Origin of the sequence: Bradyrhizobium sp. Rc3b (genome assembly GCF_900114915.1) — a bacterium.
Taxonomy (GTDB): Bacteria; Pseudomonadota; Alphaproteobacteria; order Rhizobiales; family Xanthobacteraceae; genus Bradyrhizobium.
The window spans coordinates 85384-99703 of sequence record NZ_FOUS01000018.1 but is presented as its reverse complement, the minus strand read 5'-3'; the positions used below and the strand labels follow the sequence as shown (position 1 = coordinate 99703).

At 64.8% G+C, this 14320-nt stretch carries 20 protein-coding genes; 8 read left to right on the top strand and 12 right to left on the bottom strand.

Going from position 1 to position 14320, the window contains the following annotated elements; translation table 11 throughout:
- Positions 1 to 185 precede the first annotated feature (185 nt).
- The 5 genes from lanM to BM190_RS33350 all read left to right on the top strand — a co-directional run bounded on the left by lanM (position 186) and on the right by BM190_RS33350 (position 2842).
- Complete coding sequence (lanM, locus tag BM190_RS33370) at positions 186 to 578, top strand: lanmodulin LanM (RefSeq protein WP_018320726.1); 393 nt, start codon at positions 186 to 188, stop codon at positions 576 to 578.
- 137 nt (positions 579 to 715) lie between these two features.
- Positions 716 to 1063, top strand: a complete 348-nt coding sequence (locus tag BM190_RS33365) for a hypothetical protein (RefSeq protein WP_244550803.1) — start codon at positions 716 to 718, stop codon at positions 1061 to 1063.
- A 229-nt stretch (positions 1064 to 1292) separates the two neighbouring features.
- Positions 1293 to 1373, top strand: coding sequence for a pyrroloquinoline quinone precursor peptide PqqA (pqqA, locus tag BM190_RS33360; RefSeq protein WP_012029362.1), 81 nt, complete (start codon positions 1293 to 1295; stop codon positions 1371 to 1373).
- 262 nt (positions 1374 to 1635) lie between these two features.
- Complete coding sequence (locus BM190_RS33355) at positions 1636 to 2478, top strand: DUF6662 family protein (protein ID WP_244550802.1); 843 nt, start codon at positions 1636 to 1638, stop codon at positions 2476 to 2478.
- Positions 2479 to 2632: 154 nt separating this feature from the next.
- Positions 2633 to 2842, top strand: coding sequence for a hypothetical protein (locus BM190_RS33350; protein ID WP_092261818.1), 210 nt, complete (start codon positions 2633 to 2635; stop codon positions 2840 to 2842).
- A 9-nt stretch (positions 2843 to 2851) separates the two neighbouring features.
- On the opposite strand, the gene BM190_RS33345 is transcribed toward BM190_RS33350, so the two are convergent.
- Genes BM190_RS33345 through BM190_RS33325 form a run of 5 tightly spaced genes read right to left on the bottom strand, consistent with a single transcriptional unit; the run spans position 2852 to position 6533 of the window.
- Complete coding sequence (locus BM190_RS33345) at positions 2852 to 3199, bottom strand: hypothetical protein (protein WP_026202409.1); 348 nt, start codon at positions 3197 to 3199, stop codon at positions 2852 to 2854.
- 26 nt (positions 3200 to 3225) lie between these two features.
- Positions 3226 to 4029, bottom strand: coding sequence for a pentapeptide repeat-containing protein (locus BM190_RS33340; protein ID WP_177237451.1), 804 nt, complete (start codon positions 4027 to 4029; stop codon positions 3226 to 3228).
- A 48-nt stretch (positions 4030 to 4077) separates the two neighbouring features.
- Entirely contained in the window at positions 4078 to 4806 is a 729-nt protein-coding gene (locus tag BM190_RS33335; RefSeq protein WP_092261816.1) for an ABC transporter ATP-binding protein, read from the bottom strand.
- On the bottom strand, positions 4796 to 5533 hold the full coding sequence (locus tag BM190_RS33330; protein ID WP_018320721.1) for an ABC transporter permease: 738 nt from the start codon (positions 5531 to 5533) through the stop codon (positions 4796 to 4798). The genes BM190_RS33335 and BM190_RS33330 overlap by 11 nt, the downstream gene beginning before the upstream one ends.
- Before the next feature lies 1 nt (position 5534).
- On the bottom strand, positions 5535 to 6533 hold the full coding sequence (locus BM190_RS33325) for an ABC transporter substrate-binding protein (protein ID WP_177237450.1): 999 nt from the start codon (positions 6531 to 6533) through the stop codon (positions 5535 to 5537).
- A gap of 87 nt (positions 6534 to 6620) precedes the next feature.
- On the opposite strand from BM190_RS33325, the gene BM190_RS33320 reads away from it, so the two are divergent.
- The gene (locus BM190_RS33320) at positions 6621 to 6980 is read left to right on the top strand and encodes a hypothetical protein (protein WP_092261859.1); all 360 of its coding nucleotides are present in this window, start codon (positions 6621 to 6623) and stop codon (positions 6978 to 6980) included.
- A gap of 186 nt (positions 6981 to 7166) precedes the next feature.
- On the opposite strand, the gene BM190_RS33315 is transcribed toward BM190_RS33320, so the two are convergent.
- Entirely contained in the window at positions 7167 to 7985 is an 819-nt protein-coding gene (locus BM190_RS33315) for a quinoprotein dehydrogenase-associated SoxYZ-like carrier (RefSeq protein WP_177237449.1), read from the bottom strand.
- 57 nt (positions 7986 to 8042) lie between these two features.
- The gene (locus BM190_RS33310) at positions 8043 to 8969 is read right to left on the bottom strand and encodes a quinoprotein relay system zinc metallohydrolase 2 (RefSeq protein WP_092261813.1); all 927 of its coding nucleotides are present in this window, start codon (positions 8967 to 8969) and stop codon (positions 8043 to 8045) included.
- 126 nt (positions 8970 to 9095) lie between these two features.
- Here BM190_RS33310 and BM190_RS33305 point away from each other — a divergent pair, with 126 nt between their 5' ends.
- Positions 9096 to 9977, top strand: coding sequence for a substrate-binding domain-containing protein (locus tag BM190_RS33305; protein ID WP_177237448.1), 882 nt, complete (start codon positions 9096 to 9098; stop codon positions 9975 to 9977).
- Positions 9974 to 10531, top strand: coding sequence for a PQQ-dependent catabolism-associated CXXCW motif protein (locus BM190_RS33300; protein ID WP_092261811.1), 558 nt, complete (start codon positions 9974 to 9976; stop codon positions 10529 to 10531). Before BM190_RS33305 ends, BM190_RS33300 begins: the two co-directional genes overlap by 4 nt.
- Before the next feature lie 132 nt (positions 10532 to 10663).
- Here BM190_RS33300 and BM190_RS33295 read toward each other — a convergent pair whose 3' ends face one another.
- The 5 genes from BM190_RS33295 to BM190_RS33275 form a co-directional block, all read right to left on the bottom strand.
- Positions 10664 to 10963, bottom strand: coding sequence for a copper-binding protein (locus BM190_RS33295; RefSeq protein ID WP_018320714.1), 300 nt, complete (start codon positions 10961 to 10963; stop codon positions 10664 to 10666).
- A gap of 129 nt (positions 10964 to 11092) precedes the next feature.
- Positions 11093 to 11701 carry a hypothetical protein gene (locus BM190_RS33290; RefSeq protein ID WP_092261810.1) on the bottom strand — a complete coding sequence of 203 codons (609 nt, stop codon included), beginning with the start codon at positions 11699 to 11701 and terminating at the stop codon, positions 11093 to 11095.
- A complete protein-coding gene (locus BM190_RS33285) occupies positions 11698 to 12546 on the bottom strand; it encodes a lanthanide ABC transporter permease protein PedC (protein ID WP_092261809.1) in 849 nt (282 codons plus the stop codon). Before BM190_RS33285 ends, BM190_RS33290 begins: the two co-directional genes overlap by 4 nt.
- Entirely contained in the window at positions 12543 to 13349 is an 807-nt protein-coding gene (locus tag BM190_RS33280) for a lanthanide ABC transporter ATP-binding protein PedB/LutE (protein ID WP_092261808.1), read from the bottom strand. Before BM190_RS33280 ends, BM190_RS33285 begins: the two co-directional genes overlap by 4 nt.
- Positions 13346 to 14314 carry a YVTN family beta-propeller repeat protein gene (locus BM190_RS33275; protein ID WP_177237447.1) on the bottom strand — a complete coding sequence of 323 codons (969 nt, stop codon included), beginning with the start codon at positions 14312 to 14314 and terminating at the stop codon, positions 13346 to 13348. The genes BM190_RS33280 and BM190_RS33275 overlap by 4 nt, the downstream gene beginning before the upstream one ends.
- Between the last annotated feature and the right edge of the window lie 6 nt (positions 14315 to 14320).

The window sequence follows — 14320 nt, the reverse complement described above, 5'->3', positions numbered from 1 at the left end:
GCGGAGACGCTGAAAAATCCCGCGACGCGACGCAGCTCCGGGCGTCGGTCGTTCGGGGGCGCAAGCCGGGTTCCCCGGGGTTGTCGCGCGCGCAAGTTGCAGTTACGGACTTGAACCTGGGACCGCTTGTGGATTTATTTCGTTGTGTCCCGCCCGAACCGGGGCTCTTCATCTGGGAGGTCTTGATGATTTCGCGTCGCTCAGTTGCGCTTGCACTCACCATTGCATTGTTGTCCGGTCCGGCGTGGTCGGCCTCCGGCAGCGCAGTCAAGTTGTTCGACACCGACAATGACGGCACGCTCGATCTTGCCGAGGTGAAGAAGGCGGCCGCCGCAACGTTCGCAAAGCTCGATCCCGATCGTGACGGCACGCTCGACGCGCGCGAATTGCGCGGGCGGTTGACGGCGAAAGAGCTTGCCGCGGCCGATCCCGATCGCGATGGGACCCTGACGCTCGACGAATATCTCGCCGTGGTCGAGCAGCGCTTCAACGCGGCCAATCCCGACAAGGACGGAACGCTGGATGCGAAGGAGCTGAATTCGCGCGCTGGCCGGTCGCTGCTGCGATTGTTGCGGTGAACGGTGAATCGGAACAGACGAGGGGGCGTTTGCGGGCATTTCCGCTCCGACACTCGGAACATCAGGCTGTTCGGCCTGTTCTCTTCGCGAGTCCTGCTCGGCGCCGGGGCAGCGCGGCGGGAGAAGAGGAGATGCAGATGAACACGAAACGTTCCATTCTTGCTGCCTGCGCGATCCTGGCGTTGAGCGCCGGCGTCGCCGTCGCCGGCCCGTGCAACACGGGCAGCGCCAGCACTGACAAGAGCGCCAGCACTGACAAGGATGCCGGTTCTGGTCCCGTGACGGTAGGCGCAGCGCAGTCGCACTCGTCCAGTTCAGCGGGCGACACCAGCCAGCATCCGCCGACCAGCACGATGAATCGTGCAAGTGGTGAAACGCCGGCTTCATCCGAAGATGCGCAGCGGCAGATGCAGAGCCAGCCGACGGCGGCTCAGCGCGCCGAAGGTGCCAAGCCGGACGCCGCAATGGCCGACAAGGGCTGCTGACGGCGACGGTGCCATTCGTGTCGATTCGACGTGCGGTGCGTCGCACAAGACGGTGTCCCGCAGGTCGTGTTTGACCAAGAGGGAACTGGCTTTGTCCGAGAGAGAAATGCAGCCGCGAAGAATCGACACGGACGCGCTCGACAGGCGAATCGAGGCTTGAACTGCACCTAACGCAGCCCTAGGTTTTGCGCCGCGCGATGTCGCGCTCAATACCTTGGGGAGACCCCGAATGGCTTGGAAAGCTCCGAAGATCGTGGAAGTGCCGGTCGGCATGGAAATCAACATGTACGCCTGCGCTGCGCGCAAGTAAGACTGACGACCTGCCGCGGCTTCGACGGTGAACGCCGTCGAAGCCGTGGCAGTGTCGGATCTCAGGCCTGGCATCGTTGTGCTCTGCGTCTTGCCATCGACGCGATGACACGCCTGCGCAGGCTTCAATCATCTTCCATCAAAATCTCGACCACGCTCTTGCTGCAGTGTGTTACGCTGATGCTCGGTCAGCGCTGCTGCCGCATCAAAGCGGCGCGCGCCTTCGGGGCATGGGGATGCGCGGCGGAGTTCGCAGACTTCTGATGGTGATTGCAGGCGCGATCGCGCTGACACCGACGCATGGGCACGCCGAGGAGGGCTTCGATACCGAGCACATCTTCGGCTTCATGATCGGCACCGATGTCGGCAATCCCGGCGAGCGCGAATTCCAGAGCCAGACGACGGGGCGCTTCGGCAAGGGCGGCGGGACCTATCGCGCTCTTGAGAAAGAGGTCGAGATCGAGATCGTGCCGCTGCCGAACTTCCGCATCGAGGTCGGCGCCGCCGCCAGCTTGCACGACATCACCGGTGTCCCTGATATCGACGACCGCCGCCAGATCAACTTCCAGGGCGCCTCGCTCGACCTGCGTTATCGCCTGCTCAACCGCGAGCACGCCCCGTTCGGCCTCACCATCGCCGCCGAGCTCCATGGCGACCGCATCGACGAGACCAGCGGCGCGAAGGGGCGGATGTACGGCACCGAATTCACCCTCGCTTTCGACCGCGAACTCATCCCGAACTTTGCCATCGGCGCCCTCAACCTGATCTATCAACCGGAATGGGCGCGCTTCGAGGTGGCAGGGCAGTCGGAAAAGAGTTCGACGATCGGTGCGGCGTTCGCCGGCCTGGTGCGTGTGCGGCCCAACATGCTGCTCGGCGGCGAGCTGCGCTACTTCCGGCAATACGAAGGCATCGGCCTCGGCGAGTTTTCAGGCCAGGCCCTGTTCGTCGGCCCGACCGCTTATTTCCAGCTCTCCGAACGCTCGCGGCTGACCTTGAGCTGGAGCATGCAGGCCTGGGGGCGCCCGGCCGGATCGGGCGGCAATCTCGACCTCGTCAATTTCGAACGCCACCAGGCCCGGATGGTGTTCGGGGTTAATTTTTAGCAGAGAGCGTCGTCATGCCCGGGCTTTGCTTTGCCCGGAAGCACGGGAAGAGCCCAGTTCCGGCCCCATTTCTCGCCCGGATCTGAAACTTCCGCTTCCGTGGAACGTAACCTTTCGTGCTAATCTTGACCGCGCCTTGCGAGAGGATCCCGGCATGAACCCGATTGACCTGGTGGTGACTGTGTGTGCGGTGCTCTCGCCTGCGACCTGCGAGGAACAGCATCTGATGTTCAACTATGGCGGGTCGCCGCGGCAATGCGCGATGGCCGCGCCCCCCTATATCGCGCAATGGGTCGGCGACCATCCGAAGTGGCAGGCGGTGCGGTGGCGCTGCGAATATCCGCACCCGAACGACAGGGCGTGAGGCGTCTCGCTACTTGCTGCAGTCTTTCAGATCCTTGTCGGCGATCGAGAACACCGCGTCCGCCCTGATCTCGATGTCGCGAACGACGCATTGCCGCGCATTGGGATAGCTGACCTTGGCGTCGTAGCGGCCCGGCTCGACGCCGGTGATGCGCAGCCGCTCGTCGTGGTCGACCTCCTTGTCCTTGTCGTTCAAGCACTGGTTCGGGCCCCAGTCGGTCTTGCCGGCGGGTGAGAGCTGGAAGCCGGAGATCGTCTCCGTCGTCAGGTTCCAGAGCCTTATGCCCTTGCCCTTGGCCTGCGCGGCGGCTTCGCCGGCAAGCGTCAACGACGCGATCAAAGCTAGAACCCAACGCATCAGCCAGTCCTCCCAAAGGCGGGCCATCATTCCCTGATCAGGCGCTCGCGGTTCTTTGCCTTGTCGAAATTTTTGGCGCGGTCAAGGCCGTTCAGTGCGATCAGCTTCGCCGAGACGAGATCGGCGCCGTCGAAATCGGCGTCGATGACGATGGCGCCCGTCAGATCGGCTCCGCCGAGTTGGGCGTTTTTCAGTGATGCGCCGCTCAGATCGGCGCCCCTGAGGACTGCGAATTCGAGGTCGACGCGCGACAAATCGGCGTTGCGCGCGTTCAGCCGTTCCAGATTGGCGGATCTCAGCACCGCGCGCATCAGCCCCATCGACTGGTTGCGCATATCGGCGCCCAGATTCGCGTCCGCGATCGAAGCGCCGACCAGGCTTGCGCCGGTGAGATCGGCAGCGATGCGCGCTCCTGACAGGTTCGCGCCGTCGAGACGCGCGCGGGCCATTTGCGAGGCGAACAGATTGGCGCCCTTCAGGCTTGCGCCGGTAAGATCCGCATCCAGCAGCCACGCCTGATCGAGGATTGCACGGTCAAGCCTGGCGTCTCGGAGTATTGTCTTGTTGAGCCGCGCGGCGCGGAAGACCGCGTTGGACAGGTCCAGCCCCGAGAGATCGAGGCCCGACAGGCGTTTGCCGGTGAAATCGGCAGGCTGCGCGGCGCTCGCTTTGGCCAGCACGGCCTCGACCTCTGGCCTGGTCATTTCGGACGAGACCATCGCGGGGGAGGTGAGGTCGACGTCGCGCATCATGTCCTGCGCGCCCGCCGTCATCGTGACGAGTGCAAGACCAAGCGTTGCCAGCGTTGAGAGGGCGACCGTCCGCGTCATCATCGACTCCGCCGCCGGCCCAGCCTAGCACGTCCGCCAGGCGACCGGCTATGAGACATCTCGCTCAGTGCGGTCGCCTTGAGTTCGTTGGGCGAGGCCGGCCTTGATCGCCGCAATCTCGGCTTCGTCGCGTCTGTCGCGCGGGATGCCGATAGGCACCTCGGCCACGATCCGCGCTGGCCGCGGCGACAGGAAGAACAGCCGGTCGCCGAGGCGCACTGCATCGTCAAGACTGTGTGTCACCAAAAGCGTCATCACCGGACGGCTGGCCACCAGCGTCGCGATCTCGTCGCGCAGGCGGCCGGCGAGCGCATCGTCGAGCGAGGCGAGGGGCTCGTCGAGCACCAACAGATCGGGCTCGACTGCGAAAGCGCGCGCGAGCGCGACGCGCCGGGCAAGACCGAGCGACAACTCGCCGGGAAAGTGGCTTCGATGCGCTTCCAGCTCCAGAATTCTGAACAGCTCCGACAGCTTCGCCTCGGTCACGTCGGGCGCCGCCAGCCGCACATTCTGCTCGACCGAACGCCACGGCAACAGCCGCGGCTCCTGGAACACCATGCCGATCCGCGCCTGCGGTGGCCGCGCAACGTGGCCCCTGAAATCGCTATCGAGCCCGAGGATGATGCGCAGCATTGTGCTTTTGCCGCAGCCGGAGGGGCCGATCAGCACACCGACCTCGCCGGGGCAAAGCGCGAATTTGAGCGGCGCCAGCACCTCGTGCGTCCCGCCCGCGGCACTCCTGAACGTCTTGCCTGTGATCTCGACCTCAAGCCGCACGGGGCCGCCACCGTGTTGCGCGGGCTTCGAACGGCTGCACCAGCAAGGTTTCGATCACGAGCACGACCGCGGCGAAGGTCAGCGAATAGGCCAGCAGCCGCGGCGTGTCGAACAGCTGGAAGGCGACGCCGATCTCGAAGCCGACGCCGTTCGGACGTCCCAAGAGCTCGGCGACCAGCACGATCTTCCACACCAGCGACAGTCCGGAGCGGGCGGCCGCCGCGATATAGGGCGCAAGCTGCGGCAGCACGACATGGCGGAACGCGCGCCAGCGCGGCATCGCGAACACGCTCGCCATCTCGTCGAGCGAGCGGTCGAGCGCGCGGGTGCCCTCGCGCAAGGTGACGACCGCGGTCGGCAGCTTGTTGATGGCGATCGCCGCGATCGCGGCGGCCTCGGTCAGGCCTGCCCAGATATAGGCCAGCACGATCACGACCAGCGCCGGCAAATTGAGCAGCAGGATCAGCCAGGGATCGCCGAGCTTATCCGCAAGCCTGACCCGTCCCATCAGGTAGCCGATGGCGCTGCCGAGCGACATCGCCAGCACGAAGGCGAGGGTGACGCGCGCCAGCGTGGCGCCGAGATGCAGGAACAGCGCGCCGGATGAGGCTTCCGCGATCATCACCTCGAGCACGGCCGGCGGGGAGGGCAGCTTCGCGCCGCCGACGAACAGCGCGGCAATCCACCAGATCGCGAGAAACAGGGCGAACGACAGAAGACGCAGCACCTCAATCTCCGGGGACCGCGTGATAGAACGTGCCCGGATCGAGCTCGGCCGCCGGGCCGACGAGGTCGCGGCCGCCGATCTCGGCGAGCACGCGGTAGAGCACGCGCGCGTCTTTCTCCTCGTCGTCGATGCTCCGGCGCGGAATACCGTCGCGATAGCGGTCGCGATAGGTCTTGAGCATGGCTGCGTCGGACGTGCCGGTGAGCGGCGCGATCTTGTCCCAGGCCGCATCCGAGGTCACTAGCAGGTCCTTGGCCCTGCGCGTCATCGTGATGAAGCGCGCCACGGCGTCGCGATGGCTCGCCGCCCAATTCTCGTCGAAGACATAGCCGACCGCGGAGACCGCGCCTTTGGCACCGAGCTTCGGCAGAATGTCCTCGATGCCGGCGAGGCGGCGAAATCCCTTGGCCTCGAGCTGGGCACAGAAATTCCAGAAATTGAGGCTCGCCTCCATCTCGCCGTCGAGCGCCTTGGCGGCGATCAGGGGCGGGGCGCCGTAGGCGATGGTCGCCTCCGACTTCAGGTCGATGCCGTCCTGCTTCATGCTCGCCTGGAGCAGCAGCCAGCTCTTGTCGATCGCCCCGCCGGCGACCGCGAGCTTGCGCCCCTTCAGGTCGGCGAGCGTCTTGATCGGAGAGGATGCGGGTACCATCACCGCGCCGAGCGCGCTGGAATAGGGATAGAAGGTGAGCTTGGCACCGAGCGCGCGCTCGCGCGACACCCACAGCCAGTCCGACAGGATGATGTCGGCGCTGCCTGCGCGCATCGCGATCTTGCCGGCCTCGGTGCTCGCGAGCTCGGTGACCTTGAGCGAAAGGCCCGCCTCCTTGTCGAGGCCGCTCGCGCGGATCGCGGCCAGCTCCCAGGAAAATGTCCCGGTTTTCTGCACCGCAAGGCGGATCGTATCCGCGGCGCGGCCGGGCGCGGCCAATGTCAGCGCCAGCGTCGTCGCCAGCGCAAATGTCCGACCAAGTGCCCTTATCACGCCAAATGCTCTCATCACCTTGTGAGCCGTTTCCTCTGACAGAGTGCTTTTCAGGACAATACGCATAGCATAGCTTTGCTCGCAACCCGCGGGAGGATGCGCATGAAACTGGCCGGACAGCTACGACCGATTGTCGCCGCATTGACGGTGTTGGCGGCGACCGCGTGCGTGGCGCGGGCCGAGGAGGCCAATGATTATCCGACGTCCGCGCGCGCGGAGTATGTCTATGGCTGCATGAAGGCCAATGGCGAGAGCCGGCAATCGATCGAGCAATGTTCCTGCTCGATCGATGTGGTCGCCTCGATCGTCACCTATGAGCGCTACATGACTGCCGAGACCGCGCTCAGCATGTCCCAGGTCCGCGGCAACCTCGGCGTCCAGTTCCGCACCTCCGAGCAGGCGAACACGGCAGTGAACGATTTGCGGCGCGCGCAGGCGGAAGCCGAGGTGAGGTGTTTCTGATGATAGCGGCGATGTCTTACCCTCCCCTGGAGGGGGAGGGTCGATCGCGCGCAGCGCGAGCGGGGTGGGGTGATCTCTCCACTCGGCAATGTCGGATGTGGAGAGACCGTCGCCCCACCCCGTCTCACATTTCGCTGCGCTCCATGTGAGCCGACCCTCCCCCTCCAGGGGAGGGTGATCCGCCTCTCACGTCCCCGGCTTCTCTACATCCCACTCATTCCGGAACACGTGCCCATCCGTGTCCTTTGCTTCCGCGCGGAAACGCTTGGCGCCGTTGGAGACGTAGGTGAAGCGCAGATTGGGATCTTCCGAGATCGAGATGCCGCCTTCCATCGACAGCACGGGGCTGTCGTCCTGCGTCAGCTTCAGCTGGTTGACGAAGAAGGCGGGAATGTAGAGCTGCGTGACCTGGTCCATCTGCAGGCCGGAATTGTTGGGATGGCCGATCATGATCTGCGCTTCGCGGATGCGGCTCGCGGGCGCTTCCTCGCGCGCAAACTGCCGGTAGCGCATCTGGCCGAGCCGGTTTTGCGCCTCCTCGGCGTTCTTTCCTGCCGGCGCCGAGCAGCCGCCCGAGGCCTTCACATAGACTTTCGAGACATAGAGTTGGCCGTCGCTGAGCTCGGCCACCGCGTGCACATCGGTGTAATTGTTGACACGCACGCGCGTCGAGATCTCCGTGACATTGGCATCGGAGCCGAGCTCGAACTTCGCCGCCATCGGCGCCGGGTTACGGTCGATCACGAGCGTGATCGAACGGATACGGCGACTGTCTGCGGGTGACAGCTTGCTGCGCAGGGTCACCGGCACGATCGCCGCGTCCTCTGCGCGATACGGCATCTCGATGCCGATGACGGCGCTGCCGTCATTCATCGCACGGCTGTTGAAGATGTCCTGCACCAGGCCCGGCCAGGGATCGTCGGCTTCTTCAGCCTGCACTGGTGCGGCGAAGGCGATGCCGAACAGGGCGGCGATCAAGGGCAGGTGGCGTGTCCATCGGGTCATGGTCATGGTCCCCGGAGTCAGCGAGGCTGATCTCCTGCACCTATCGTAGCGCGCCTGCTACTCCCATTCAATTTCCGAAAATGCTGCAGTTGCGTTTCGGGCATTGTAATCGCCGAACAACTCCCAGCGCGGTCGCTCCTGTGCAGCCGCCTTGTCGGCGGCGGCTCGGATCGGCTCGCCCTTCTTGTTCAGCGTGCGCACGTCGGACAACAGCGTTGACAGGTAACGCCGCTCATCGGCCAGCGCAGCAGGCCAGTCGCTCACGGGGCCGTGACCGGGAACGACGCGTTGCGCCGGGATGGTCTCCAATTCCTTCAACGTGTCGAGCCAGCCGCGGATACTGCCGTCCATGACCGGAATGTGGCGAAGAAAGACGAGGTCGCCTGCGAACAGGGTTTTCGTCGTCTCGTCGTACACGGTCAAATCGCTGTCGCTGTGCCCGGTCCGCCAGGCGCGCAAGGTCAGGCGACGCGACCCGAGATCGAGCGTCATCGTGTCCGAAACCAAGAGGGTCGGGGCAACGATCTTCACGGGATCGATCAATTCGCTGCCCATGATGCGGCGAAAATTGTCGAGATAGTAGGGTCCGCGCGTCGCGAGCGCCTGCGGCAGCTTGCTGTGACCGACGAAGCTGGTGTCTCCGGCGGCGAAGGCCGCGTTGCCGAAGACGTGGTCGGGATGGCCGTGGGTGTTGATGACATAGCGAATCGGCTTGGCCGTGCGAGCCCGCACGGCGGCCAGCAGGGCCTCACCTTCGCGGAGGCTGCCGCCGGTGTCGATGACGGCTACGGCATCATCGCCCACGATGAAGCCGACATTGGCAATGTCGCCCTCGTTCTCGCGGGTCATCAGGGCAATGGCCCCGGAGTGTACGAAGATTCCCGGTGCGACTTCGCTCACAGGCAATTCGGCCGCCCCGGCCCGTGCTAGCGTTACGATCCCCAGCAGGGACAAGGCTGCGATCACTCGAGCGATGCGAGACACTTTTCTGCCTCAGTTCAAAGGGTTGCTGCATTGCACTGCAACAAAGCAAAGCCAGCGAAGTCTGGCAAAACATGGCGCGTCATGCGTTGCATGGATAGCATTCAAACAAAACGAGGAGGAAGCGCGATGACGGAGGCCGGACGACATCGTCGCTGGTTGTTTTCACTGGGGGTCCTGGTTGCGTCCTGTGCGTTCGGCGATGTCGCCATCGCACAGACCAGCGACAGCGGCGACCTCTCGTTCGAGCTGGTCGACCCGAACGTGCTGCGCGTCTGCGCCGATCCGCGCAATCTGCCGTTCTCGAACGAGAAGGGCGAGGGGTTCGAGAACAAGCTGGCCGAGCTGTTGGCAGACAAGCTCAAGAAGAAGCTCGACTACGTCTTCTTCCCGCAGGCCACTGGCTTCGTGCGGATGACGCTGGGCGCACATCGCTGCGACGTCATCATGGGCTTTCCGCAAGGCGATGACGTCGTGCAGGGCACCAATCCCTATTACCGCACGTCGTACGCGCTGGTCGCCAAGGCCGGCAGCGGGCTCGAGGACGTCGATACGCTCGAGGACCCGAAGCTGAAGGGCAAGCATGTCGGCATCGTCGCCGGAACGCCGCCGGCGACCAACATGGCCATTGCCGGCCTGATGAGCGATGCAAAGCCCTATCCGCTGATGATCGACACGCGCTACGACAATTCGGCGCAAGCGATGGTCGACGACCTCGCCGCCGGCAAGATCGACGCCGGGGTGCTGTGGGGACCCATGGCCGGCTACTACGCGAAGAAGGTCGGCTCGCTTCACGTCACGCCGCTGGTGAAAGAAACCACGGGGCCGAAGCTGGTCTATCGCATCGGCATGGGCGTGCGTCCCGCCGACCAGAACTGGAAGCGACAGCTCAACAAGCTGATCCAGGAGAACCAGGGCGAGATCAACAAGATCCTGGTCGACTTCGGTATACCGCTGCTCGACGAGAGCGATCGGCCGCTCAGCGCGGAGGCGGCCAAGAAGTCGCCATGAGGCGGCGTCTTGCCGCTGCGCTCGTCGTTGCCGCGTTGGCGGTGCCGGCATCCGCGCAGCAGCAGGAGCCGTTCGAGCCCGAGGGTTATCGCGCCGACAATTATCGCGCACCGGTGCCGGCGACGCTTGCCGGCGCGCGCGTGCTTAACACGGTGGAAGCCGAAGCGATCTGGCGCGCCAGGAGCGGTGCGTTCGTCGACGTGCTGCCGCGCCCGCCGAAGCCGAAGAACCTTCCAGCAGGCACGGTGTGGCGCGATGCGCCGCGCAAGAACATTCCGGGCAGCATCTGGCTGCCGGATACCGGCTACGGCAGTTTGCCGCCGGCCATGGACGATTATCTCCAGCGCGGCCTCGCACAGGCCTCGCGTGGCGACAAGGCCGCGCTGCTGGTGATCTATTGCCTCGCCGACTGCTGGATGTCCTGGAACGCCGCCAAGCGCGCGCTGGCGTATGGCTACTCCAACATCGCCTGGTACCCTGACGGCACCGACGGCTGGGAGCGTGCGAAGCTGCCGACGGAAGAGGTGCAGCCGGAGCCGCGGCCGGAGCAGTAGACGAGTGAACGCAGGTCTGCTCCCTCGCCCCGCTTGCCGGGAGAGGGTTGGGGTGAGGGGGACTCTCCTCAGGGAGGGTGAGAGTTGGACTCGCGGAGACTCCCCCTCCGCAAGCGGGGAGAGGCGAAGCGCCTACTGCTTCTGCAGCTTCGTCAGCGTGCCCGTGCCGTTGTTCTCGGTCGCAGAATAGTTCACCCTGTCGCCGGCATGAACGGCCTCCAGCATCGCGGCGTCCTTGGTTTTGTACTCCTGGAGCGCGCCGGCGCCACCGGCGCTGCCACCGACGGTGCCCTTCTGCGTCTGCTGGATCGAGATGGTGCCGTTGAGCCGATCGATCCGCATGACCATTCCGGTCATGTCGTCAGCAAGGGCGCTGGTTGCGAGCATGCTGAGGGCCGCAGCGCCCGCACAGATGAATCTTGTGGTTCCCATCGAGGCCTCCCGACGTCTTGGAGTTCACTTCGACAAGCCATCCTAGATCGATTTGGTTCCGGCAGATAGCAGGGCAAAGGTTAACCGGGCCGATCCGGGAACCTGTGGTGGGCGCCAGCGAGGCGGGCGCTATTCCATTTCCTGCTGGATCACGCGGCCAAGTGCGAACAGGCGCTGGTCGATCGTGGTGGGAACCTCGCAGACGAATCGCACGACCTTGTGACGGTCCTCGAAAATGCGGGTCTTCCAGATCAGTTCGTTGCCGAGCGCTTCGACCTTGGCCTCGTCGCGCGGCGTCGCGCCCTGCAGCGCATGAAGGGCGATCGTCTCCTCGCGAATCTTGTCGGCGGCTTCGCGCTGCTTGCGGCTGACGCGTTCGAGCCCGGCCATCACCTGGGAGCGCTGGGCATTGAGCGTGTCGAACAGGCCGGCGAACAGGAGCTTTGCCTTCGCGGTCTTGTCGGTGGCGGAGGCGGCCAGAAATTCCTTCACGGACTTTTCGGCCTCATCGAGCGGCGTTTTGCGCGCCGATAGTTTTGCGACCAGCGCGCTGACCTTGGCGTCGTCTTTCCATGTGTTCTGGACGTCGTCGAGCGTCGGGCCGGCCCAGACGGCGGCAAGTGAAATCTCCGGCACCTTGGCTTGCGTGCAGGGCCAGTCAGGATAGCGCGGATCGGCCGCGCGCGCGGCCGTGCCCGACAGCGCTAGCGCCACAACAGCCATTGCCAGAACCTTCATCCTTCGCCTCCTGCGGGCCCCCGTCGCGCCAGCCCACGCGAGGGATCATAGGCCAGAATTGCGCCGATCATGAAGACGATTGTGCAAGCCGCGACCACTGCCAGCGAGACCCAGTTGATTTGCCCGTAGAGTGCAAAGCGTATCAGCTCGACCGCATGGGTGAACGGATTGGCCTCGCAGAGATAGTACAGATAAGGGCTGCCCTCCTGCACCCGCCACAGCGGATAGAGCGCGGACGAGGCGAAGAACATCGGGAAAATGACAAAATTCATCACCCCGGCGAAGTTCTCGAGTTGCTTGATGCCGGAGGAGATCAGCATACCGAGCGAGCCCAGCATCAGCCCGGACAGGATCAGCGCCGGCAGCACGGTCAGATAGCCCGATGACGGCGGGGTGATGTCCCAGAACCAGGCGATCAGCAGGAACGCATAGACCTGGAGCAGCGACACCGCGGTGCCCGCCAGCAGCTTGCAGAACAGCAGGAACCCGCGCGGCAGCGGGCTCACCAGCAGCGTGCGCATGTTGCCCATCTCGCGGTCGTAGACCATCGAGAGCGAGGACTGCATGCCGTTGAAGAGCTGGATCATCGCCATCAGCCCGGGCGCGATATAGACCTCGTAGAGGATGTAGGTCTCGTAGGGCGGGATGATGGAGATGCCGAGCACCTGACGGAAGCCGGCGGCGAAGATGAACAGCCACACCAGCGGCCGCACCAGCGCCGAGACGAAGCGTTCGCGCTGATGCAGGAAGCGCAACCCCTCGCGCCAGACGATTCCGGTGAGGCAGGTCAGGTACTGCTGGGCCGAGAAGCCGCGCGGGGCGTCACGCGTGGTGATGCTGCTCATGCGCCGCCTCCCGGCATGGTTTGCGCGCCGGTCAGGCGCATGAAGGCGGTGTTGACGTCCTGCGCGCCGGCCTCGGTGACGACGCCGTTCATCGGCCCCTGCGCCAGCACCTTGCCCTGGTGCAGCACCACGAGGTCGTCACTGGGCATGATCTCGTCGAACAGATGCGTGGCCCAGAGCACGCCGATGCCTTGCTCCGTCACGAGCTGGCGGACCTGGCTGATGATGTCGGCGCGCGCCTTGACGTCGAGGCCGACGGTCGGCTCGTCCAGCAACAGCAGCCGCGGCCGGTGCAGCAGCGCCCGGGCGATTTCCAGCCGCCGCATCTGTCCGCCGGAGAGATCGCGCACCTTGCTGCCGGCGCGGTCAGCGAGCCCGATGCGGCCGAGCAGCTCGGTGCTGCGTTCGGCGGCTTCGCTCCGGCTGATGCCGTGGAGCGCGGCGTGATAGAGCAGGTTCTGCGTCAGCGACAGGTCGAGATCGAGCGTGCGCGGCTGGAACACGACGCCGAGTAGCCGCAGCGCTTCGCCGGGGCTTTTGCTGATGTCGTGGCCGAAAATGCCGACCCGGCCGCTCTGGATACCGAACAGGCGCGTGATCAGCGAGAACAGCGTGCTCTTTCCGGCGCCGTTGAGGCCGAGCAGGGCGGTGAAGCTTGCCGGCTGCACGTTGAAGGAGACGTCGATCAACGCGCGCCGCTGCCCATAGGAATGACTGACGCCGTCGATCGACAGCGCCGGCACCGCCGCCGCTTCCAGCTTCAGCGCCTCCTGTGGCTCGGGAATCGGAGCGGGGCTGGTCATGGTGCGATCGTGATGCCCCAGGGCAGTTCGCCCACTTGAATCGTCTTGATCACCTTTTGCGCGGCGACGTCGATAACAGAGACGTCGTTCGACACGCCGTTGGTGGTGAGCAGGTATTTTTCATCGGGCGTGAACGCCATATGCCAGACCCGCTGACCGACCAGCAGATATTTCGTCACCTTGCGCGAGGCGACGTCGACGACGGCAATTCGATTGGCGGGGCCGAGCGCGACGAAGGCGGTCTTGTCGTCCTTGGTCATGCCGATGCCGACCGGCTGGATCGCCTCTTTCCGCAGGCCCGGAATTTCGAACGTGACCTTGCCGATCACCTCGTGCTTCTTCGGGTCGATCACCGAGACGGTGCCGCCGATCTCGGAGGAGACCCACACTTCGGAAGCATCGTGCTTGAACTCGGCAAAGCGCGGCCGTGCATCGACCAGCACGTTGGCGACGATCTGGCGCGACGCCGTGTCGATGAAATGCGCCATGTTGGTCGTTTCCGACGTGTTGATCAGCGTCTTGCCGTCGGGGCTGATGGTCATGCCCTCGGGCTCGACGCCGACCTGGATGTCGCCGAGCCGGGCGCGCTTCTCGAGGTCGATCACGGTCACCGTGTTGTCGTTCTCGTTGGCGACATAGAGGATCTTGCCGGCCGCATCCTGGGCGAACAATTCCGGGTCGGGGCCGGAGGGTAGGCTGTCTACCACGGCTTGCGTCTTGGCGTCGATCACCTGGATGGTGTCGTCGTCGCCGACGGCGACCATCACGAACTTGCCGTCGCGCGTGAAGTCGATGCCGCGCGGGCGCTGGCCGACCTTGATGGTCTTGGTCACGGTCCAGCTCTCGGTGTCGATCACCGTCACCGTATTGCTCTTCTCGTTCGAGACATAGGCGATGAATGCATGGGCGGGCGCTGCCGCGAGCGCCAATCCGGACAGGAGCCCCACACGCCACATGCGCAACATCTGCGT